General features: G+C 74.4%; 19 protein-coding genes. 9 read left to right on the top strand and 10 right to left on the bottom strand.

The window, feature by feature from the left end; all coding sequences use genetic code 11:
- Window positions 1-75: 75 nt before the first annotated feature.
- The 3 genes from ACTWP5_RS01255 to ACTWP5_RS01245 form a co-directional block, all read right to left on the bottom strand.
- Window positions 76-606, bottom strand: a complete 531-nt coding sequence (locus ACTWP5_RS01255) for a PadR family transcriptional regulator (RefSeq protein ID WP_443218746.1) — start codon at window positions 604-606, stop codon at window positions 76-78.
- A 70-nt stretch (window positions 607-676) separates the two neighbouring features.
- Window positions 677-1,189 (bottom strand): hypothetical protein, encoded by a 513-nt coding sequence (locus ACTWP5_RS01250; protein WP_443218745.1) that lies wholly within the window; start codon window positions 1,187-1,189, stop codon window positions 677-679.
- A gap of 164 nt (window positions 1,190-1,353) precedes the next feature.
- Window positions 1,354-2,400 carry an NAD(P)H-quinone oxidoreductase gene (locus ACTWP5_RS01245; protein WP_443218744.1) on the bottom strand — a complete coding sequence of 349 codons (1,047 nt, stop codon included), beginning with the start codon at window positions 2,398-2,400 and terminating at the stop codon, window positions 1,354-1,356.
- 76 nt (window positions 2,401-2,476) lie between these two features.
- Here ACTWP5_RS01245 and ACTWP5_RS01240 point away from each other — a divergent pair, with 76 nt between their 5' ends.
- Window positions 2,477-3,487 carry an RDD family protein gene (locus ACTWP5_RS01240; RefSeq protein WP_443218743.1) on the top strand — a complete coding sequence of 337 codons (1,011 nt, stop codon included), beginning with the start codon at window positions 2,477-2,479 and terminating at the stop codon, window positions 3,485-3,487.
- Here ACTWP5_RS01240 and ACTWP5_RS01235 read toward each other — a convergent pair.
- Window positions 3,484-4,989, bottom strand: coding sequence for a hypothetical protein (locus tag ACTWP5_RS01235; protein ID WP_443218742.1), 1,506 nt, complete (start codon window positions 4,987-4,989; stop codon window positions 3,484-3,486). The two genes, ACTWP5_RS01240 and ACTWP5_RS01235, sit on opposite strands and share 4 nt — an antisense overlap.
- A gap of 123 nt (window positions 4,990-5,112) precedes the next feature.
- On the bottom strand, window positions 5,113-5,517 hold the full coding sequence (locus ACTWP5_RS01230; protein WP_443218741.1) for a hypothetical protein: 405 nt from the start codon (window positions 5,515-5,517) through the stop codon (window positions 5,113-5,115).
- A 453-nt stretch (window positions 5,518-5,970) separates the two neighbouring features.
- Between ACTWP5_RS01230 and ACTWP5_RS01225 the strand changes: the two genes are divergently transcribed.
- The 3 genes from ACTWP5_RS01225 (at window position 5,971) to ACTWP5_RS01215 (ending at window position 9,319) form a co-directional block, all read left to right on the top strand.
- Complete coding sequence (locus ACTWP5_RS01225) at window positions 5,971-6,597, top strand: DUF6879 family protein (protein ID WP_443218740.1); 627 nt, start codon at window positions 5,971-5,973, stop codon at window positions 6,595-6,597.
- A gap of 36 nt (window positions 6,598-6,633) precedes the next feature.
- A complete protein-coding gene (locus tag ACTWP5_RS01220) occupies window positions 6,634-6,903 on the top strand; it encodes a hypothetical protein (protein ID WP_443218923.1) in 270 nt (89 codons plus the stop codon).
- Between the two features lie 169 nt (window positions 6,904-7,072).
- The gene (locus ACTWP5_RS01215; protein WP_443218739.1) at window positions 7,073-9,319 is read left to right on the top strand and encodes an ATP-binding protein; all 2,247 of its coding nucleotides are present in this window, start codon (window positions 7,073-7,075) and stop codon (window positions 9,317-9,319) included.
- 28 nt (window positions 9,320-9,347) lie between these two features.
- Here ACTWP5_RS01215 and ACTWP5_RS01210 read toward each other — a convergent pair whose 3' ends face one another.
- Window positions 9,348-9,848: a GNAT family N-acetyltransferase gene (locus tag ACTWP5_RS01210; protein ID WP_443218738.1), complete on the bottom strand. Its 501-nt coding sequence runs from the start codon at window positions 9,846-9,848 to the stop codon at window positions 9,348-9,350.
- Between the two features lie 202 nt (window positions 9,849-10,050).
- Between ACTWP5_RS01210 and ACTWP5_RS01205 the strand changes: the two genes are divergently transcribed.
- The 3 genes from ACTWP5_RS01205 (at window position 10,051) to ACTWP5_RS01195 (ending at window position 13,268) form a co-directional block, all read left to right on the top strand.
- On the top strand, window positions 10,051-11,076 hold the full coding sequence (locus tag ACTWP5_RS01205) for a pirin family protein (protein WP_443218737.1): 1,026 nt from the start codon (window positions 10,051-10,053) through the stop codon (window positions 11,074-11,076).
- 192 nt (window positions 11,077-11,268) lie between these two features.
- Window positions 11,269-12,444, top strand: a complete 1,176-nt coding sequence (locus tag ACTWP5_RS01200; protein ID WP_443218922.1) for an LLM class flavin-dependent oxidoreductase — start codon at window positions 11,269-11,271, stop codon at window positions 12,442-12,444.
- Window positions 12,445-12,458: 14 nt separating this feature from the next.
- A complete protein-coding gene (locus ACTWP5_RS01195) occupies window positions 12,459-13,268 on the top strand; it encodes an FMN reductase (RefSeq protein WP_443218736.1) in 810 nt (269 codons plus the stop codon).
- Between the two features lie 16 nt (window positions 13,269-13,284).
- On the opposite strand, the gene ACTWP5_RS01190 is transcribed toward ACTWP5_RS01195, so the two are convergent.
- Genes ACTWP5_RS01190 through ACTWP5_RS01180 form a run of 3 tightly spaced genes read right to left on the bottom strand, consistent with a single transcriptional unit; the run spans window position 13,285 to window position 18,058 of the window.
- Entirely contained in the window at window positions 13,285-14,415 is a 1,131-nt protein-coding gene (locus ACTWP5_RS01190) for an iron-siderophore ABC transporter substrate-binding protein (protein WP_443218735.1), read from the bottom strand.
- Window positions 14,415-16,388 (bottom strand): ABC transporter ATP-binding protein, encoded by a 1,974-nt coding sequence (locus tag ACTWP5_RS01185; protein WP_443218734.1) that lies wholly within the window; start codon window positions 16,386-16,388, stop codon window positions 14,415-14,417. Before ACTWP5_RS01185 ends, ACTWP5_RS01190 begins: the two co-directional genes overlap by 1 nt.
- Window positions 16,385-18,058 (bottom strand): ABC transporter ATP-binding protein, encoded by a 1,674-nt coding sequence (locus ACTWP5_RS01180; protein WP_443218921.1) that lies wholly within the window; start codon window positions 18,056-18,058, stop codon window positions 16,385-16,387. Before ACTWP5_RS01180 ends, ACTWP5_RS01185 begins: the two co-directional genes overlap by 4 nt.
- A gap of 362 nt (window positions 18,059-18,420) precedes the next feature.
- Between ACTWP5_RS01180 and ACTWP5_RS01175 the strand changes: the two genes are divergently transcribed.
- Window positions 18,421-19,209, top strand: coding sequence for a hypothetical protein (locus tag ACTWP5_RS01175; RefSeq protein ID WP_443218733.1), 789 nt, complete (start codon window positions 18,421-18,423; stop codon window positions 19,207-19,209).
- Between the two features lie 31 nt (window positions 19,210-19,240).
- Here ACTWP5_RS01175 and ACTWP5_RS01170 read toward each other — a convergent pair whose 3' ends face one another.
- Entirely contained in the window at window positions 19,241-20,011 is a 771-nt protein-coding gene (locus ACTWP5_RS01170) for a DUF72 domain-containing protein (RefSeq protein WP_443218732.1), read from the bottom strand.
- 149 nt (window positions 20,012-20,160) lie between these two features.
- On the opposite strand from ACTWP5_RS01170, the gene ACTWP5_RS01165 reads away from it, so the two are divergent.
- Complete coding sequence (locus tag ACTWP5_RS01165; protein ID WP_443218731.1) at window positions 20,161-21,348, top strand: hypothetical protein; 1,188 nt, start codon at window positions 20,161-20,163, stop codon at window positions 21,346-21,348.
- Window positions 21,349-21,479: the final 131 nt, after the last annotated feature.

Genomic DNA, 21,479 nt, shown 5'->3' with positions numbered 1-21,479 from the left:
AGATGGGATCCACGATCATCACCGCCCAACGTGTCGGGACTGTTGACCACCGTGACCGGATGGGCGTGTCCTCCCTCACGCGTCCCCCAGCAGCTCCTCGCAACGCTCCAGCCAGCGGCTCTCCGCCTCCGCGGCGGCGATGAGCCGCTCCAGTACGAGCAGCCACGCCACGTCGTCGGCCGACTCCGGCGGCGCGGCCCCGGCGCGGGCCCGCATGCGGGCGTACTCCCTGAGCGCGCGACGGGTGTGCTCGCGCTGCGCGGCGATCAGCGCGCCGGTGTCGACGCCGGGCGTGCCGAGGGCCATGGCCAGCTTGATCGCGAGCTCGTCGCGGGCGGGCTGCCCGCGGTCGACGGGGGCGGCGAACCAGGCGGTCAGCGTGCGGCGGCCCGCCTCGGTGATGGCGTAGAGCCGCTGCCGTGGGTCGTCGCCGCCGCCGGCCGGCTCGATCAGGCCGTCCCGCTCCAGGCGGCCGAGCGTCGTGTAGACCTGCCCGACGTTCAGCGGCCAGGTGGCGCCCGTGCGGGCCTCGAACTCGGCGCGCAGGCGCGAGCCGTGGCGTGGCCCGTCGTTCAGGAGGGCGAGGAGGCCGAAGCGAATGGACATGCCTCGTGTATACCGCGTATCCGCGTATGGCAGGTCTACGCGCCTGTGCCGACGTGGTCGTCCGGCCCGTTCAGAGCCGTCGCCAGGCGGACTCGTCGCGCATCCGCAGGCCGATGATGCCCATGCCGAGGCCCAGGCAGGTCAGTCCGACGCCCAGAGGCAGCACCGGCACCACCGGTCCGCCGGGCCGGGCGGAGACGGGCGCGGGGTCGTGGACCGGGTCGGGGGCCGCGTCCGCGGCCAGGTCCGGCTCGACGGCGGAGTCCGGGCCCGGGTCCGTTCCTCGGTCCGGGTTCGGGCCCGGGGCGGCGCCCGACCGGCCCTGGCTCGCACCCGGGTCCGTGCCGGGGTCCGGCGTCCGGTCCAGGGCGGCGTCCCGGTCCCGTGTCGGTGGGCCGGGTGCCACGAGGGCGCGGGAGGCGCGGTCGCGCCCCTCCTCGCCCTGGCCCTCCTCCTGGCCCGCCCGCTCCGGCGGGGGGTCCGGCTGGCCCACCTCCGCCTGGGCGGCGGGAGGTGGTGGCCGGTGTCGCCCGTCCTCCCCGCCCGCCGTGGTGGGCGCCACCATGGCGATCGTCGCCGCCATCGTCACTGAGATGCCCGCCCACGCCCTCACGTTTCCCCGGTCTCCCGTCGCGCCAGCCCCGTCCGCCCCACGATGTACGTAACAAGCGTCACATAAGCGGAGTAAAACGGCATCCGGGACGCGGCGTGGTCGCGGCAGAACACGGCCAGCGCGAGCCGTTCGGCTCAGCGCGTCAGGAGGATCTTCCCGGTGTGCTCGCCCGCCTCCATCACCCGGTGGGCCTCGCGCGCCTCCGACAGCGGCAGCAGCCTGTCCACCACGGGCCGCACCCGCCCATCCGCCAGCAGCGGCCACACGTGCTCGCGCACCGCCGCGACCACGGCCGACTTCTCCTCGACCGGCCGCGCCCGCAGCGAGGAGGCCGAGACGCTGCCGCGGCGCGACAGCAGCTCCCGCAGGTTCAACTCCCCCTTCGCCCCACCCTGGAGGCCGATCACCGCGATCCGCCCACCGGTCGCCAACGCCTTCACGTTGGGGCCGAGGTAGCTGCCGCCCATGATGTCGAGGATGACGTCGGCGCCGCGCCCCCCGGTGGCGCGCACGATCTCCTCGGCGAAGTCCTGCTCGCGGTAGTTGACGAGGATGTCGGCGCCCAGCTCGCGGCAGCGCGCCAGCTTCGCCGCGCTGCCCGCCGTGACGGCGACGCGGGCGCCGATGGCGCGGCCCAGCTGCACCGCCATCGTGCCGATGCCGCTGCCGCCGCCGTGCACCAGCAGCGTCTCGCCGGGGCGCAGGCCGGCGGCGAGGACGACGTTGGCCCACACCGTGCACGTCACCTCCGGCAGCGCGGCGGCCTCGACGAGGTCGATCACGCCGCCCGACCCGTCGGCGGACGCGGGGCCGTTCGGCGCGCGGCCGTTCGGCGCGCGGCCGTTGGACGGCAGGGGAAGCGGCAGCACCTGCCCGGCCGGGACGACCACCCGCTCCGCGTAGCCGCCGCCCGCGAGCAGCGCGCACACCTCGTCGCCCACCGCCCAGTCGGCGACGCCCTGCCCGAGGGCGGCGACGCGGCCGGAACACTCCAGGCCCGGATAGGGCGAGGCCCCGGGTGGCGGGTCGTAGAAGCCCTGTCGTTGCAACAGGTCCGCCCGGTTCACGCCGGCCGCCACGACCTCGATGAGCACCTCGCCGGGCGCGGGCTCCGGCTCCGGCACCTCGGTCCACTCCAGCACTTCTGGTCCGCCGGGCTTCGCAACAGTGATCGCACGCATGGCATCGGACGCTACTCCTCCGGGGCGTGTCGGGCGCTACGCTCTGTCCCCACACGCGTTCGAAGGGGGCGGTACGGTGACGGCGACGACGGGCGGCACGGCGGGCTGGGAACCGGCGGAACGGCGGCCGGGCGGCGGGCCGGGCGGCGGGCCGGGAGACTTGCCGAACGGCGATCCGGAAGGGCCGACGGGAGGACGTCCCGACAGGCCGGCGGCGAGTCGCCGCCTCCTCGCCTGGCTGGTCGACTTCTCGGTCGTCGTGGCGGCCGCCGTCGGCCTCGGCTTCCTCACCTACCACCGCATCGCCGGCCTGGTGACCGACGTCCCCGCCCTCAGCGAGCGCGGCGTCTGGCAGCTCCTCACCTCGCGGGGCGACGTGCTGGAGGCCGCCGAGAGCCTCGGCGTCTCGGTGTGGGGCTCGATCGTGCTCGCCGTGCAGCAGGCGTTCGCCGCGCTGATCGCGTTCGCCTTCCTCTACCACTTCCTCTGCGTCGCCTTCGGCGGGCGCACCCTCGGGAAGGCCCTGGCGGACCTGCGGGTCGTCCCCGAACCCGACGGGGCGACGCAGGGCGGGCGCGTCCCGCGCCGTCGTGCGGCCCTGCGCGCCGCCGTGACGACCGTCGCGGACGTGGCCACCTTCTCCGTCGCCTGCTGCCTGCTGGTCGACGGGCAGTTCCTGCTCTCCGTGCTGTGCTGGGCCGTCGCCGTCGCCCTCTTCTGGGCCAACGCGCTGCCGGCGGCGGGCGGACGCGGCCGGTCGCTGGCCGACCGCCTCGCCGGCACCGCCGTCACCGGCGGTGGCCTGCTGCGCGCCGCCGCCCGCGTCACGGCCGACGGCGGCCGGGCCGCGTGGCAGGCCAGCCAGCAGGCGGGGCAGCGCGTGGGGCAGGCCGGGCAGCAGGTGGGCCGGCAACTGGGCCAGCAGGCGGGGCGGATCGGACGGCAGGTCGCGTCCTCCGACCGTGGCCGCGCCGCGCTCGACCGCGCCAGGTCCGCCGCCCGCCGTCGCCGCCACGCGGGCGACGACGGCGACGGCGGAGCCGGCTCCGGTTCCGGCTCCGGGGCCGGCGATGGGGCGGCGGTCTAGCCGTTCATGGAGGTGAGGACCGTCGTCAGGTCCTCGATCAGCTCCTCCTCCGTCAGCGCCCGGGTGTCGAAGCCCTCTCCCGAGAAGGAGCCGCTGATGGTGACGTTGACGTAGCTGGTGCCCACGACGTAGCCGGCGTCGAGGAAGCTGCTGCCGTACTCGTCCTCGCGGGTGACCACGTAACCCGAGATGCCGGCCGGCAGCGCGTACAGCGGGCTCGCGCCCTCCTCCTCGGTGTAGCTCTCCTCCATGAGGTACCGCAGGTGCCGCCCGAGCGCGCCCGAGGCGTAGTCCGCCTCCGACATGGCGTAGTCCTCGACGGACACCCGCACGTGACGCATCGCCACGTTGTCCATCGCGTAGATGCTCTCGTCCGGCTCGTAGGCGCACTCCAGCGACGTGATGCCGGCGGTGACGTCGGTGACCTCCGCCTGCGGCGCGAGGACCATCTCCTCGGTCGTCAGCGCCGTCAGACCGGCGCAGCGCTCCTCGCCCGTGCCCTCGGCGGGCGGCAGCGGCTCGCCGAGGTCCGGCAGCCCGCCCGGATACTCCTGCGCCGCCGACTCGCCGATCTGCGGATCGCCCGCCTCGCCGCCGCCGAGCGCCGTCACGATGTCCGTGATCTCCCGCAGCGTGACCTGCTCGGGGAGGGCCTCGTCCTGGTCACCCTTCTCGGTCCAGCCGAAGGCCGTCACGTAGAAGGTGGTGTCGCCCTTCCGGAACGCGGAGGTGCCGTCGCCCCGGGTGGCGTTCTCGTTGTGGACGATCCACCCCTCCTCGCCGACCGGGAACTCGTACAGCGGCGACCACCTCATCTCCTCGACGCCCATCTCCTCCCGCTCGGCCCTCTCCTCCTCGGTCACGTCCTGGTGGGAGGCGATTGCGGAGGTCATGCTGGCGTAGACGTCCTGGGCCTGCGTGCCCGACGCCATGAAGACGTTGGCGCGCAGGTAGGTCGTGCCCTCCTCGAACGAGGCCGCGGCGGGCGTGGAGTACCAGCAGTCGATGCCGCCGTCGTCGTTCTCGGCGCTCTCGAACTCGTAGCCGCGCGCCAGCATGACCTCGGCGACGCCCGCGCACGCCGCTTCCGGGCCCTCGTCGTAGCCGAGCGCGCGGGCGTCGGGGAAGGTGACGCGTGACAGGTCGAGCGAGTCGTTCCGCGCCAGCGTCACCCCGCCCAACGGGTCGTCGTCGCCCCCGCCGCCACCGAACACCAGGAAACCCGCCACGCCGATCGCGGCCACGGCGACCACGGCGACGATCGCGATCGCGGCTCCCCTGCCCCTGCCGCGCCCGGGACCGCCCGGGTGTCCGTGCCCCGGCCGTGGCGGCGCGGGGTGGCCGGGCGCCGGGTAGGCCGCAGGGGGCGCCATGCCGGGCTGCTGGGCACCGTGCTGCGGCGGGCCCGGATACGGGTACGGCTGTGGGCCGTGGCCCGGGTACGGGCCCGGGTGCTGGTAGGGCGGCGGGGGGTGTTGTGGCTGCTGGTAGTCGCTGGACATGGTCGTTCTCGCCTACTCGCTCCTGTGCGTGCTCCGACGGCACACCGATCCATGCCGAAGCCTCGCGAAAGGCGCTTTCATCCCGCTTTCCTCCGCGCCCCCGCCGCGTCGGGCCACCCTCCGCTACGACCCGCGCCTCCCCGTCGGCCGCCCGGGACGCGCCGCCGCCCCCGGCTCGCGTTCCTCCCGCCACGGGTCCCACCTGGCCAACGCCTCCCGCTCAGGCACCCCGAGCTGTTCCGCCGCCAGCTGCCGTTCGCGCACCTCGGCCCAGGAGCGGGGGCGGAAGCCGGGGCCCTCGCAGCCGCAGGAGTGGAACGTGAGCCCGGACCGCAGGACGGCGGCCAGCGTCCGCCAGCCCGCGTCGTCGCGCCGACGCGGCATCGCCAGGTCGAACCCGGCGTCGGTCATCGGCCGCCCACAGCGCGGGCACGGATGCTCCCGCTCGGGCCGCGGCGACCGCTTGAACGCCGACCGGCAGGGCAGGCAGACGTAGTGGCTGTTCGGGCCCGTGGCGTACCGGCACATGACGTCGAGGGTAGAACGTCCCGGCCGGGACGGCCTGCGCCCGGGACGGCCGGGGATGCGACCGGGGCCCTCCCGCGGTGGGGGAGGAACCAGGGGCGGTGCGGCCGGACCGGCGCCTCCCGGCGGACGGGGCCCGCTGAGTGAGCCCGTGCACGGGACGGATGCGCGTGCCCGCGCCGCTGTCTCGAATACATCTCGCATGTGGTGCGCGGACATTGATGCCCCGTCAACGTCAACCGTAGACTGGATCCGGCAGGTCACGTTCGGTGACACTCCTGTGTGGGGAGGGGCACGTGCGGCGGTTACGGGACGCCGGCTTATCGGCAGAGTTCCCTCAGGGGCCGCACTGTGCGGCCATGGTTGACTCGGGACTTCGTGCTGCGACGCGAAGTCTCCTCCCACATCGTTATGCCCCTCGACGATCTTCCATGCTCTGCCCAGGGGGCATTTCAGATGATTAGTATCGACAGGCTCGGGCTGGCCGCTTCCACGGGCGAGCGGCTTGGGCAATCGGACTACAAAAGGGATTTCCGACAGCGATTCCAGGCCCTCGACGGACAGGGCATGTGGAAGCTGGAGCGTAGGCAGCATTTTCGTGAGTCCGGTGTGCCCAGTTGGGAAGCGTTCGTGCGTGGCGACTGGAGCGAAGCCCTGCGGCTCTACGAACGGCGCCGGGCCGAACTGGCCGCCCTCACGGAGGACAAGCGTCGCCGGCGCATCGACTCCCGGCGCGTCCGCGTCGTCGAGCTGCCGATCGCTCCCTACGTGCAGTGGGAGCTGAACGCCTTCCGCGTGCGGGTCGAGAGTGGGGACCAGATCCGGGTCGTGGGTCCGGAGAAGCTTCGGGATCTGGAGCACGGTGGGCCTCTGCCGGAGTTGATCAATCTCGGTGGCGACACGCTCTACGAGATCCGCTACGACGAACAGGGCGTCGCCGACGGTGCGATCCGATACACCGACCCCGGGCTGGTCGAGCGCTATCGCCAGCTGTGGCGGGAGTTGTATGAGGCAGGGGAGGACCTCCTGACGTTCTTCGACCGGGAGGTCGCTCATCTGCCGCCGCCACCCCCGGCTGGTTAGTGGAGCGGAGTCGAGGAAGAGAGTGGGATGAAGAAGATGAGGAGCTCGTGGGACGCGGATCTCACGGCCGAGTTCGCGCGTCGCTTAGGAAAATCGCCGAGCGAGTTAGGGCTCACCAATGACGACGACGACTGTCCGGACCTCTGGGAGTTGAGCAACGGTGACATCGCCGTGATTGGAAGGGACCGGACGGATTCGTATGCCCACCGGCTGCCGGCCGATGTGCGGTTGGCTGCCGACGAGCGCTTGGTGATCATTCCGGGAGCGATTCTGCGGTCGGCCAAGAAGGATATCCCCGAGGAGTAGAGCGATCAGCGAGCGTGACGAGCCAACGGGCCACGGAGATTCGCGGTCGGATCTGTCGGGCACCGCTGGGGACGTGGTGCAGGCCCGGGACATCAGAGGGAACATTCACTTCCACCAGGGAGGTTCGGCCCCTGATTCCCGGCCGAAACCGCAGCAGCTGCCGGCGAACGTGAGGGGGTTCGTCAACCGTGAGGAGGAGTTGGCCGAGCTCGACGCCGTCCTGACCACCGAGGACGGCAGATCGCTGGTGGTGTCGGTCTGTGTGATAGCGGGGACGGCCGGGGTCGGGAAGACGTCGCTGGCCGTTCGCTGGGCGCACCAGGTGAGGGAGCGGTTTCCCGACGGGCAGCTGTACGTGAACCTGCGCGGCTACGACCCGGGGAGGCCCGTCACCGCGGACGAGGCGTTGTACCAGTTCCTGTCCGCGTTGCACGTCCCGAGCCAGGCCATCCCCGCGGACCGCGACGCGCGTGCGGCGCTCTACCGGTCCTACCTGGCCGACCGGCGCATGCTGGTGGTGCTCGACAACGCGAACAGCGCGTCGCAGGTGCGGCCGCTGCTGCCCGGCTCGGTCGGCAGCCTGGTGGTCGTCACCAGCAGGAGCCGCCTGTCGGGGCTGGTCGTGCGGGACGGCGCGCGACGCATCACGCTGGGCACGTTGGCGGAGCCCGAGGCCGTCGCGCTGCTGCGGGTGGTCACCGCCGGATACCGGGCACACGACGACCAGGAGAGGTTGGAGGAGCTGGCCCGGCTGTGCGCGCGGCTCCCGCTGGCGCTGCGGATCGCGGCCGAACGGGCCGCGAGCCACCCTCACATGCGGCTGGAGGACCTGATCGCCGCCCTGCGGGACGAGTCGGCGCTGTGGTCGGCCCTCAGCGCCGACGACGACGAGGAAGCCGATGCGATGGCCACTGTCTTCGCGTGGTCCTACCGGGCCCTGCCGCAGGAGGCGGCGGAGCTGTTCCGTGCCCTGGGGCTGCACCCGGGGCCGGCGTTCCACACGGGTGCGGCGGCCGCCCTCGCGGGTGTCTCCCTCCAGCGCGCCCGCCACCTGCTCGACGTGCTGGAGGGGGCGCACCTGCTGGACCAGACAGGACCGGAACGGCACGAGTTCCACGACCTGCTGCGGGCGTACGCCGGCGATCAGGCGCAGCAGGAGATGACGCGGGAGGAACGTGCGGCGGCTCTGCGTCGTGTTCTGGAGTGGTACCTGCACACCGCTCGCGCCGCGCAGGAGCGGATCAACGCTCAGGTTCCCCGGATCCCCCTGGACGATCCTGTCGAGGGCGTCACGCCGTTGTCGTTCGAGAACCGCGACGAGGCCGCCCGGTGGTACCAGGAGGAGCGGCCCGCCCTGCTGGCCGCCGTGCGGGCGGCGGAGGAGGCCGGGTGGGACCGGCTGGCGTGGCAGCTCCCAGCGGTGCTGCGCGCGATGCTGATGCGCTTCAACCCCTTCGACGACTGGCTGGCGATGGGAGAGATCGGGCTGCGCGCTGCCCGTCGCGAGGGCGACCGGGGCGGGGAGGCGGAGCTGCTGGACAGCCTCGGCCTGGCCCACCTCCGTTCTCACCGGCTCGACGAGGCGGCGGAGCACTTCGAGGCGTGCCTGGTGATCCGTCGGGAGTTGGGCGATCGGTTGAGGGAGGCGCTGACTCTCAACGGCCTCGGGCTGGTCCTCACACGGCAGCGCGGCTTCGACGCGGCGACGGAGATGTTCGGTCAGGCACTGACGCTGCTCGAGGAACTGGGATCGGAGCGCGTGATCACTCCCCTGGAGAACCTCGCCACCGTCCACTACGAGCAGGGCGACCTCGACCGGGCCGAGTCGCGGGTCCGTGAGGCCGTGGAGCGCCACGCGGCGACGGGTGGCGAGCCGCGGGGAAACCCGCTGCGGATCCTCAGCGCCGTCCAGCGGGAGCGCGGCGACGCCGGGGAGGCGCAGCGGACGATCGAGAACGCCCTCGCGATCGCGAGCAGCACGGTCGCCGAGGGCTACTGGCTGCTGGATCTCGGGGCGGCGCAGCGCGCCAACGGCCTGACGGACGAGGCCCTGGTGTCGTACCAGCGATCGGCGGTGATCCACCGCCGGCTGGGGGACCGATCCCGGGAGGCGCGGGCCTGGCAGGGGGTGGGCGAGACGTATCGGGCGATGGGGCGCTTCGAGGAGGCGGCCGACTTCCACCGGACGGCGGCCAGGGCTCAACGGGAGCTCGGCGACCGGTGGCAGCTGGCGTTGGCGCTCGACGGGCTCGCCCGTGCGCTGCTGGCCTCGGAGGAACGGGAGGGCGAGGAGGCGGCGCGGGAGCACTGGCGGGAGGCGCTGCGCGCGCTGGAGCCGTTCGATGACGCGCGTGCGGCCCGGCTGCGGGAGACCGTTCGGGCCGCGCTGGAAGGGCGCCGTCCCGAGGGGGCGTGAGCGCCGCCCTCGTGCCGCGCCGCTCCCGTCAGCGACGGTCCTGAACCTGGGCCGCGGGTCGGTCGTCGTCGAGCACCAGCAGGACGTGTTCGTCCTCGTCGTGCCAGACGGTGCCGTCGCGGCGGAAGCCGACCTTCTCCAGCAGGCGGACCGAGGCGGTGTTCCCGGTGTACGGGTCGGCGTACAGGGGGCGGGTGGTCTCGCGGGTCAGGAAGAGGGTGAGGGCCCGGGTGGCGATGCCGCGGCCCCAGTACGCGCGGCCGAGCCAGTACCCGAGGAAGCGGCGGTCCTCCTCCGCCCACCACGTCACGACGCTGCCCGCCGTCTCCCCGTCGACCGTGACGGCCTGCACGAGAACCGTGGGGTCGGGGAGGATCCGCGTCCGCCAGTGGGCCATGAAGGCGTCCCGCTCCCGGGGGCGGAACCTCGACCGTCGCACCGCCTCGGGGTCGTGCTCCTGCGCGAGGAACACCTCCAGGTCGGACTCCACGACGTCTCGCAGCCGTACCGCTTCCCTGGTGTCGTCCATGCTGACGGAGTCTGCCACCGGCCACTGACAGTCCGGTGGGCCACGCCGGTCCGTCGCGGGGCTGGCCGCCTCGGGTGGCCGTCTGACCTGCTGGAACGTGCTACCGGCGGTGGGCGCCGGCCACCGTCCGGCGTTACGCTGGCACGGCACGGCACGGGTAGTCGTCGGTCGTGGGACCGGGGAACGGGAAGGGGCACCTCGCGTGAGCAACCTGGAGACCGCGCCGCCCGAGGTGGCCTGCGTCAACGAGCCCGGCCACCGCGTCCCGCCGGGACCGGCGCCGACCGGGGAGCTGATCACGCCGCGCGCCGTCCCGCTCGGTGGACCGCGGGCGATGCCGGTGCGGCGGACGTTGCCGCAGCGGGCGCGCTCGTTGATCGGCGCCTGGTGCTTCGCCGACCACTACGGCCCGGACGACGTGTCCGCGACCGGCGGGATGCGGGTGCCCGGCCATCCGCACACCGGTCTCCAGACCGTGTCGTGGCTGTTCAGGGGCGAGGTGGAGCACCGCGACACGACCGGCGCCCACGCGCTGGTGCGGCCCGGCGAGCTGAACGTCATGACGGCGGGCCGGGGGATCGCGCACTCGGAGTTCTCCACGCCCGACACCTCGGTGCTGCACGGCGCCCAGCTGTGGCTGGCGCTGCCGGACGCGCACCGTTTCAGGGCCCCGGCGTTCGAGCACTACGTGCCGCCGTCGCGTGTCGACGGGGACGGGGTGCGGGTGCTGCTCTTCCTTGGGAGCCTCGCGGGGGAGTCGTCGCCGGTGCGAACGTTCAGCCCGCTGCTCGGGGCGGAGGTCACGGTCCCCGCGGGGCGGGCGGTGGAGTTCCCCGTGGAGCGGGGCTTCGAGCACGGGGTGCTGGTGGACACCGGTCGCGTGACGGTCGCCGGGGTGGTGGCCGGCCCCGGGGAGCTGGTGTACCAGCCGCTGGGTGCGGACCGGATCACGCTGCGTGCCGAGGAGGGGGCGGAGGCGGCGCGGGTGCTGCTGCTGGGCGGTGCGCCGCTGGAGGAGCGGATCGTGATGTGGTGGAACTTCGTCGGCCGTGACCACGAGGAGATCGCCACCTACCGGGAGTGGTGGCAGTCGCAACGTGCTGGGCAGGGGGAGGCGGAGGAGGCGGGGGGAGAACGGCGCTTCGGCCCGTTCCCCGAGGCGTGGGGGCGGACCGGGACCCTGCCGGCGCCCGAGCTGCCGAACGCGCGACTGCGGCCACGCGGCTAGGCGGACGGGCGGCTAGGCGGGCAGGCGGGCCGGCGTGCCGGCGGCCGGGCGGGGAACCCGGGGTCCGATGGGACGCGAGGGAGTGAGCGCGAGGGAATCGCGAGGGAATAAGGGCGGCGGGGTGGGCGTTCGCGCGAGTAGTTCAATGTTCAACCATCAACCGCGACGAGTGAGAGGTGCCCGATGGGACCGATGCAGTTCGGGATCTTCTCCGTCGGCGACGTGACGACGGATCCCACCACAGGACGCACACCGACGGAGAACGAGCGCATCAGGGCGCTGATGACCATCGCCCTGAAGGCGGAGGAGGTGGGCCTCGACGTCTTCGCCACCGGCGAGCACCACAACCCGCCGTTCGTCCCCTCCTCGCCGACCACCATGCTCGGCTACGTCGCCGCCAGGACGAAGCGCCTGGTCCTCTCCACGGCCACCACCCTCATCACCACCAACGACCCGGTGAAGATCGCCGAGGACTACGCCATGCTCCAGCACCTGGCCGACGGCCGGGTGGACCTGATGATGGGGCGCGGCAACACCGGACCGGTCTACCCCTGGTTCGGCCAGGACATCCGCCAGGGCATCCCGCTCGCCATCGAGAACTACGCGCTGCTCCACCGCCTGTGGCGCGACGACGTCGTGGACTGGGAGGGCAGGTTCCGCACGCCGCTCCAGGGCTTCACCTCGACGCCCCGCCCGCTCGACGGCGTCCCGCCGTTCGTGTGGCACGGCTCCATCCGTTCCCCGGAGATCGCCGAGCAGGCCGCGTACTACGGCGACGGCTTCTTCGCCAACAACATCTTCTGGCCCAACAGCCACTTCCAGCGGCTCATCGAGCTCTACCGCACCCGCTTCGCCCACTACGGGCACGGCACCCCGGAACAGGCCGTCGTCGGCCTCGGCGGGCAGCTGTTCATGCGGCGCAACTCCCAGGACGCGATCCGCGAGTTCCGGCCGTACTTCGACAACGCGCCGGTGTACGGGCACGGTCCCTCGCTGGAGGAGTTCATGGACCAGACGCCGCTCGCCGTGGGGAGCCCACAGCAGATCATCGAGAAGACCCTGGCCTTCCGGGAGACCTTCGGCGACTATCAGCGACAGCTCTTCCTGATGGACCACGCGGGACTGCCGCTGAAGACCGTGCTGGAGCAGTTGGACATCCTGGGTGAGGAGGTCGTGCCGGTGCTGCGCAGGGAGTTCGAGGCCAGGCGGGCCCCGGGCGTGGCCGACGCGCCGCTCCACCCGGCCGTCACCGCCGCGCGCGGCGCGACGGACGGCACGACGGAGGCCAGCGGCACGACGGACGGCACGACCGTGACCAGCGAGACGACCGACCCGAGCGACACCACTACGAAACCCGTGGGGGTTTGATCACCGTGACGACCGTGGGGAAGCTGCCGGAGCAGAACGTCGGGCCGACGCTCGTGGCCGTGAGCGCCGGGCTGGGCAAGCCGTCCTCGACGCGGCTGCTCGCCGACCGCCTCACCCAGGCCACCACCCGCGCGCTGGCCACGGCGGACGAGACGCCGGCGCCCGCCGACGAGCGGGCGCCGGCGTCGGCGCCGGCGCGAGTCCGGGTCGTCGAGCTGCGCGACCTCGCCGTGGACATCGCCAAGCACCTGGTGAGCGGCTTCCCCGGGCCCGCGCTGCGCGAGGCGCTGGACGAGGTGACCGGGGCCGACGGCCTCGTCGTCGTGACGCCCGTCTTCGCCGCCTCCTACAGCGGGCTGTTCAAGTCCTTCTTCGACCTCGTCGACCCCGACGCGTTGACCGGCATGCCCGTGCTGCTCGGCGCGACCGGCGGCACGCCGCGCCACTCGCTGGTCATCGACCACGCGATGCGCCCGCTCTTCTCCCACCTCAGGGCGCAGGTGGCGCCCACCGGGGTCTACGCCGCCACCGACGACTGGGGCACGGGCGCCGACACCTACGGCGGCGGGCTGCCCGCCAGGATCGAACGGGCCGGCGCCGAGTTCGCGGCGCAGCTGCGTCGCTCCCCGCGCGCCACGACGCCGACGCGCGCCACGACGCCGATGCCCGCCACGACGCCGACGCCCGCCACGACGCGCGCCCCGCACGCCTCCCCCGCCGCCAACGGCTCGAAGCCGGCGGCGGACGGTGTGGAGGCGCACGGGGCGCCGGTGGACGAGGTGGTGCCGTTCGAACAGCTCCTGGCGGACCTGCGCTCGCGCTGAGCGCGGGCTGTCGCGGCTACTCCGCGGGCGGCGCCACGACCGTCGACGGGTCGCCGTCGATGGCGGTGTCGAGCTGCGGCACGAGACGGTCCACCACGTACGGCAGCGCCAGCACCGTGCCGAACGAGAACGCGGCACCGTAGCCCGAGGTCTCGTCGACGAAGACCTCGCGGCCCTCGGAGACCACGGCGAGGTCGCCGTAGATGCCGTCGTCGTGCAGCGCCTCCGCGTCGGCCTCCGGGTCGGCGACGATCCACAGCGCGGCGGACTGGTCGAGCAGGTCGGTCCGCTCCCGGCTGATGCTCGCGCCGAAGTCGTCACCGATCGCCGCGTCCAGCTCCTCGGGCAGGGAGAAGCCGAGGTCGGTCAGGAGGCGGGAGCGGGGGTCGCGGCTGCCGTAGACGAAGAAGCCCTCGTAGGGGGTGGCGACGACGGCCGTGGACTCCTCGAACTCCGGGTGCTCGGCACGGACCGCGGCGAAGTCCTCCTCGACCTCCGTCACCAGCTGCTCGGCCTCCTCGCTGCGGCCGAGGGCCTGGCCGACGATGCGGGTCTGGTCCTGCCACGGGATGGCCCAGGCGTCGAACTCCTCGGGCGCGGCGACGACGTCGGCGATCTCGCTGAGGTTGTCGTACTCCTCCCGCGTGAGGTCGTCGTAGAGGGCGATGATCAGGTCCGGGTTGAGGAGGGTGATCTCCTCCAGCTGCGGACCGGTGCCGGTGTCCGTCAGCAGCGTCGGCCGCTCGGCGTCGCCGAGCGCCTCCTCCGCCCACGGGCCGATGGCCCCGTCGTGCATGCCGAGCCAGTCCGTCACGCCGACGGGGACCTTGCCGAGGGCCAGCACCGCGTCCTGGTCGGTGAGGCCGACGGTGACGATCCGCTGGGGCTCCTCGTCGATGGTGGTGCTGCCGTAGCGGTGCTCGATGGTCACGGGGAACGCGTCGGGCTCCACGGACGTCGAGCCGCCGCCGTTGCCGCCGCCGGCGGCGCCCTGCCCGCCGTCGGAGTCGCCGTCGTCGGGTCTGCCGCAGCCGGCGACGGTTCCCAGGAGGAGCGCGGCCGAGACCGCGACGGTGGCCGCGGTGGTCACGCGGGAGCGGGCGCGGGCGCGGGCGCGCGAGCGGGGGGCGGGACGGTGACGGAGCATCAGCTGGGTTCCTTGTCTGTTCCTGCGGGGCTTGCGGTGGGGCTCGGTGCTCGGGTCGCGATGGGGCCGCTCGGTGCGCGGGTGCGGGACCAGGTGCGCCACAGGGCGGCGTACGCCCCGCCCGCGGCGGTCAGTTCGTCGTGGGTGCCGCTCTCCACGACCCGGCCGCCGTCCATGACGAGGATCCGGTCGGCGGTGCGGGCCTGGGTGAGGCGGTGGGCGACGATCAGCGCGGTGCGGCCCTCCAGCGCCCGGTCGGCGGCGCGTTCCAGCACCCGGGCGCCGGTGCTGCCGGCCTCGGCCGTCGCCTCGTCGAGCACGGCGACCGGCGGGTCGGCCAGCACGAGGCGGGCGAGGGCGAGCTGCTGCGCCTGGGTGGGGGTCAGGCGGTGGCCGCCCTCGCCGACGACGGTGTCCAGCCCTTCGGGCAGCGCCTCCGCCCACGCCAGCGCGTCGACGCGGGCCAGGGCGTCGCGCAGCCGCTCCTCGCCGGCGTCGGGCCTGGCCAGCCGCAGGTCCTCGACGAGGGGGCCGGCGAAGACGTGCACCTCCTGGGTGACCAGCGCGACGGCGCCGTCGACCTCGACGGTGCCGGCGTCGGGCGTGTGGATGCCGGAGATCAGCTTGGCGAGGGTGGTCTTGCCGGCGCCGCTGGCGCCGACGAGGGCGACCCGTTCCTTGGGGAGGAGGGCGAGGTCGACGCCGTGGAGGACGGGTGGGGCGTCGGGCTCGTAGGCGTAGCTGAGACCGGTGACGGTCACGGCACCGGTTCCGCCCACGCTGACCTGGGCGCCGTCCGCAGCGCCGGCCTCCTGGCTGTCCGCACCGCTGTCCGCACCGCCGTGCTCACCGCTGTCCTCGCCCGCCTCGGAGCCGGTCCCGGACCCGGTCCCGGACCCGTTGACGGGCCCCGTCGCGCGGGCGGAGGAGGCCGTGGCCTCAGGCGGCGGCATGTCGGCGACGCCGACGAGCCGGGCCAGGCCCGCGCGGGCCTTCTGCGCGTCGTCCAGCAGCGCCAGCGCCGCGTTGACCGGCGTGAACAGGCTGTGGAAGTACAGCGCCGCGGCCGTCGCCGTGCCGATGCTCACGGTGCCCTCGCGCACCAGCAGGAAGCCGGCGAACAGCACGGCCGCGAGCCCCACGTACTCGGCCAGGTGCAGCCGGCAGTAGAAGCGCACCACCAGCCGCACGCCGCGCATGGTGACGTCGACGTAGGAGCGTGAGCGCGCGGCGACACGCTCGCGGTGGTCGCGTTCGAGGCGGAACGCGCGGACCGTGGCGGAGCCGTTGAGCGTGTCGAGGAGCTGCTGCTGCTGGGTGCCGGTGGTGACGCGCTGCTCGGCGTAGAGCGGCACGGCGCGGCGCAGGTACCAGCGGGCGGTGTGGACCTGGAACGGCACGGCCAGCAGCGCGGCGAGCAGGAACCGCCAGTCGAGCACCGCGAGCGCGGCGAACGTCAGGACGATCGCCAGCAGGGAGCGCGCCAGCTCGGGCAGGGCCCCCCGCACGGCCTGCGCGACCACGACGACGTCGCCGGTGACGCGGGAGGTGAGGTCGCCGGCGCCGGCGCGTTCGAGGCGGCGCAGCGGCAGCCGCAGGGCGCGTTCGACGAAGCGTTCGCGCAGGCCCGCCAGGAGCGTCTCGCCGAGTCGGGAGACGAGGGTGAGGCCGACGGCGGTGGTCAGCGCCTGGGCGACGGCGACGCAGGCCAGCAGCGCCACGGGCGTGGTCAGGTCCCCGGCGTCCGCCGTGCCGCCGTCGCCCCCGCCCGCGCCGTCGGCGACGACGTCGACGACGCGGCCCAGCAGCGGCTGGATCAGCAGCCCGACGGCCGTGGCCGCCGCCAGCGTGCCGAACGCCGCGAGCGCCAGCCACCGCCGGCCGGCGAGCAGTTCGCGGACCGCCCGCCGCACGCGCGCCCCCGAGGCGACGGGCAGCAGGTCGTGGCCGGTGGTGGCGGACACGTGGCTCATGACAGGACCGCCTCCCGGTAGCTGGCGTGACGTTCGACGAGCTCGGCGTGCGGGGCGGCGTCGAGGGCGCGGCCGTCGGCGACGAGCACGACGCGCTCCGCGACCGCGAGCAGCGCGGGCGAGGTGGTGACCAGGACGGTGGTGCGACCGCGGCGGGCGTCCCGCAGCCGGGCCGCGATACGGGCCTCGGTGACGGCGTCCACGGCCGTGGTCGGGTCGTGCAGCACGAGGACGGGTGGGTCGGCGGCCAGGGCACGGGCGAGGGCGACGCGTTGGCGCTGCCCGCCGGAGAGGGAACGGCCGCGTTCGCCGACGGGGGTGTCGGCCCCGGCGGGCAGCGCCCTGACCATCTCGGCGACGCCGGCCGCGGTCATCGCCCGCTCGACGGCCTCGGGCGTGCTGGCCGCGGCGGCGATGTTCTCCGTGACGGTGCCGGCGAAGAGGTCCGCGTCGTGGGCGGCGACCAGCACCGACGCGCGGTACGCGGTGGGCGTCAGCGCGCGGGCGGGGGTGCCGTCGAGCTCGATGGCGCCGGCGTCCGGCTCGGCCTCGCGGGCGAGGTGGCGCAGCAGCGCGGCGGCGTGCGCCGGGTCCGTGACGGCGACGCCGAGGAGCTCGCCGGGCTCGACGGTCAGGTCGAGGCCGCGCAGCCCGTCGCCGTCCACGCCGCGCAGCCGCAGCCGGGGGGCGCCCGCAGCCTCCTCCGTCGCCGCCGGTCCGTTGCCTGTCGCCTCCGGCCCGTCCCCCACGGCGGGCGGCGCCGCCAGCACCTCCGCGATGCGGGCGGCCGACGCGCGGCCCTGCGCCAGCTCGGCGTTGCCCCAGGCGAGGGTCTCCAACGGGCCCAGCAGGAAGAGCGCGAGCCCGACCGCGGACACCAACTCGCCGAGGCTGACGTCGCCGTCGAGCGCGAGCCGACCGCCGACGAGCGCCACGACGGCGATGAACAGCCCGGTGAGACCCGTCGTCACGCCGTTCTGCCACGCCTCGGCGCGCGCCGCGCGCAGCGTGGCGGAGAGCGCGGCGCGGCTGGTGCGGCGGTAGCGCGACACGGCCGCCGGCACGGCGCCGACGCCCTTCAACACTCGCAGCCCGGCCACCAGGTCGGCCGCGACGCCCGAGGCGTGGGCGGCGAGCTCCTGCTCGGTGGCGCTGCGGCGCTCCAGCGGCCTGCTCAGCAGGTGCCCCAGCCACAGCAGCACGGGGGTGCCGAGCAGCACCAGCAGGCCGAGCGGCAGCGAGATCCGCAGCAGCACCACGGCCCCGGCCAGCAGGCCAGCCAGCGACCCCAGGCAGAGGGTCAGCGCCATGGCCACGGCGCCGACGCGCCGCGCGTCCTCGGTGGCGACGTTGGTCAACGCGCCGGGGAGCCGGCCGCGTTCGGCGCCGCCGCCGGGGTGGAGGACGCGGGCGACGACCGTCAGGCGCAGCTCGTGGGCGGCCTGTTCCGCCGCGCGCTCGCCGGCGCGGGCGCCGTAGCGGAAGCTGAGGGAGAGCGCCACGTAGACGAGGGCGAGGACGGCGAGCCACCGCACCATGCCGCCCGCGTCGCCGCCGGCGACGGCGCGGTCGATGACGACGCCGATGAGCACCGGGACCAGCACCTCACCGCCCTGGTGCCCGGCGGCGAGCACGGCACCGACGGCCAGGTCCCGCCGCTGCCGCACCATGGCACCCCACAGGACACCCCTCACGTCACCCACGCCTCCGCCCGCGTGTCCCGAATCCCAGGCAAACTTAGGGAAGGCTACCCTAACTGTCCTGTTTTCGGTATCTGGGCGAACGCCAACGGTCATGGCGGTGCCGCCACCCCCACCCCGCCGCCACGACGGCTGCGGCGACCGCCGTCACGCCGTCACGCCGTCACGCCCCATACTCCGTCCGCCCCTCTGGTGCGCGCACGGGAGGTGAGAAGGTGAAGGCTCCGTACGGGGGAGGGGTTTCGGGGGTGTCGGGAGTGTCGGAGAGGGCAGGGGGGCGGCGGTCACGGAGGGGGCGTGGCCCTGGGCGGCCTCGCGGGTGGAGGACGGTGATGCCCGTCGGCGTCGGGTCGGTCCTGGTGCTGGTCGCCGCCGCGATGCTCCTGCTCGGCGTCGGTCAGGTGCGGGAGAGCCGCGCGTACGAGGCCGCGCCCGCCTGCCCGCCCGGCGCGCCGCGCTCCGACGCGTGCACGACGGCGGTCGCGGGGACCGTCGTCGGCACCGACACCGAGCCCAGCGGGCGGAGCCAGATCCAGGTGCTCCTCGTCGCCGAGGACGTCGCCGAGGACGGCGCCGAGGCCGTCCGGCGCCTCCCCATGGACGGGCAGGGCGGGGACCGGGTGTACGAGACCGCCCGGCCGGGCGACGCGGTGACGTTGACGTACTGGCGCGGCGAGATCCGCGCGGTGAGCTTCGGCGACCTCCGCCAGGAGACCCACGCCTCCCCGGCGAACGACTGGCGGATGCCCCTGGCCCTCGGTCTTCTCCTCGCGCCCCTCGGTCTCTGCCTGCTGTGGTCCGTCTGGTGGCAGCGGCAGCGGCAGCGGCACGCCGCCGCGCGCCGCGTCGTCTCCTGGCCGGTCGCCGTGCTCACCGTGGTCGTCGTCGCGGTCGCCGTGGTGGCGGGTGTCGGCGCCGTGGCGTGCGTGATCGCCCCCGACCTCACGGCCGTGCTCCTGGTCGCGGCCGTCGCGACGCCGCCGGCCGTGGGCCTGGGTGGCCTGTTCGCGTGGGGGCTGCGGCGGCGTGGGAGGGAGGCGAGGGACAGGGGCGACCCGGGCGCCCCGGCCGGGGTCCGACAGCCCCGGCGCGTCGTCACCGACCGCTTCCCCGCCCCCTGACCGTTCCGAACGCGGCTTCGCCGGGCCCCGATCACCGTCGCGGCGTGCGGCTGACCGTGCGACCCAAGGCGTCCGCCGCGCGGGCGAAGGTGACCGCGTCCTCGACGGCCGCGCCGCCCGTGTCGTTGTTGAAGTACGCGAACACCTCGGCCTTCTCCTCCGGCCAGGTGTCGGCGACGCGTTCGGCCCAGGTGCGCAGCGCCTGGCGGCCGTAGCGGGGCTCGGGCCGTGCCCGGCCGCCGTGGAAGCGGACGTAGCCCCAGTCGGCCGTGCGCCACAGCGGCGTGACCGGGCGTGAGCCGCGGTCAGCCCAGCACAGCGCGGCGTCGCGCCGTTCCAGCACCCCGCGCGTCTCGTGCTCCGCCTCCTCCCACCAGGAGGCGTGCCGCAGCTCGACCGCCACGCGGACGGAGGAGGGGAAGCAGCGCAGGCAGGCGTCGAGCGCGTCGGGGTCGGCGCGGTGGTTGGCGGGGAGTTGCAGCAGGACCGGCCCCAGCCGGTCCCGCAGCCCGTCGGCCCGGTCCATCAGCCGGTGCACGGGCTCCTCCGGGTCGTGCAGCCGCTTCATGTGCGTGAGGTAGCGGCTGGCCTTCACGGCCATGACGAAGTCGTCGGGGAGCTGTTCGCGCCAGGCGGCGAAGGTGTCGGTCTCCGGCAGGCGGTAGAAGGCGTTGTTGTTCTCCACCGTCGCGAAGTGGCGCGCGTACTCCGTGAGCCACCGCCGCTGTGGCTCGTCGCCCTGGTAGAGCACCCCCCGCCAGTCCCTGTACTGCCACCCCGACGTTCCGACGAGCACCGTCACGTCCTCCACCCTGCCCCGCCGAGCCGCCGCCGGCACGCCGACACGGCCGGGCGGGTGAGGCGCGGTGTGGCCAAGTCGAGAGGCGCGTGGGGAGAATGTGTGCGACGCATCGTGGCCGACGGGTGGCGACCATCTAGGGGGACGATGGCATGGCGGTGGAGACGACGGCGGAGCGGACACGCGCGACGCCACCCTCCTGGCGGATGGTCACGGCGGCCGGTGTCGGCCTGCTCATGGTGCTGCTCTCCGTCGCGCTGTTCGCCCTCGTGGCGGCCAAGGTGGACCACGGCCGCGAGTACACCGACGCGCCCGTGTGCCCGGCGGGCGGGACGCCGTCCGACGCGTGTACGACGATGGTGCCGGCCACGGTCGTGAGGACGGAGAGCGAAGCGCGCGGCCAGGGGCAGCAGATCTATCTCCACGTCAGGGAACGGGGAGGGGAGCGGCCCGCGGGGCGCGGCACTGAGCGGGGCGCGGGCCCCGGCACGGAGCAGGGCACGGAGCAGGGCACGGAGCAGGGCGCGGACGACGTGCGGCGGGTCCGCATGGACGACCGGCACCCGCGGCCCGTGTTCGACGCGGCGCGCCCCGGCGACACCGTGACGCTGACGTACTGGCGCGGCGAGATCCGCACCGTGAGCCTCGACGGCGTCGGCGTCACGCAGGAGACACACGCCTCACCCGCCAACGACTGGCGGCTGCCGATGGCCGACGGCCTCCTCCTCATGCCGCCGGGGTTCGCCCTGCTGTGGACCACCTGGTGGTACCGCTTCCGGCGCCACCGTCGCTCCAGGGTGGACCCGGTCCCCTGGCCGCCCGCCGTGGTCCTCACGGCCGCCGCCGTCCTGGCCTGCGTCGGCTTCGTCGCGTGCATGGCGGCCCCGGGCGGCCTCGCGGGCGTGCTCGTCACCACGGCGCTCGCGGCACTCCCGGCCGTGGGCCTCGGGTTCCTGGTCGCGTGGTGGCTGCGGCGACGCTGGCGGCGGGCCGCCGCCGACACCTCGGGCATCGTGCCGGTGCGTCCCACGAGGAAGCGGTGCCTGCGGGCGTTCGTGCGCGGAGACGTGCCGTACAGCGTGGAAGGCCACGCGTACCTGGTCGTGGGCGACGGCTGCCCCGCGACGACACCCGACCCCACGGGCGACCTCGACCGCAGGTCCCTGTCGTCCACCCTCACCGTGCTCGACGTCCGCCCGCTCCTGCCCGAGGACCCCGACGCCTGGACGCGGGCCTACCAGTACCGGGGCGTCGTCATCGAGTGCCACGACGGCGGCGAGCGCGTCCTCATCGCCACCCGCCGCCGCGACGCCCCGCTGATCCTGGGCGCGCTCGTCTGACGTCGCCGGGCGCCCGATCTGGCACAGCCTGCGTGCCGTCGGACGGGTGACGCCGAAACGCACCAACGTCCACACCGACGAGGACGACCGCTGACGCCGGAAGCTGACCAGCGAGCCGCCCGCGTCCCGTC

Source organism: Streptomyces sp. 4N509B, assembly GCF_052245655.1.
Classification (GTDB): Bacteria; Actinomycetota; Actinomycetes; order Streptomycetales; family Streptomycetaceae; genus Streptomyces.
The sequence above is the reverse complement of the archived record's forward strand: the minus strand, read 5'-3'. Positions and strand labels throughout refer to the sequence as shown.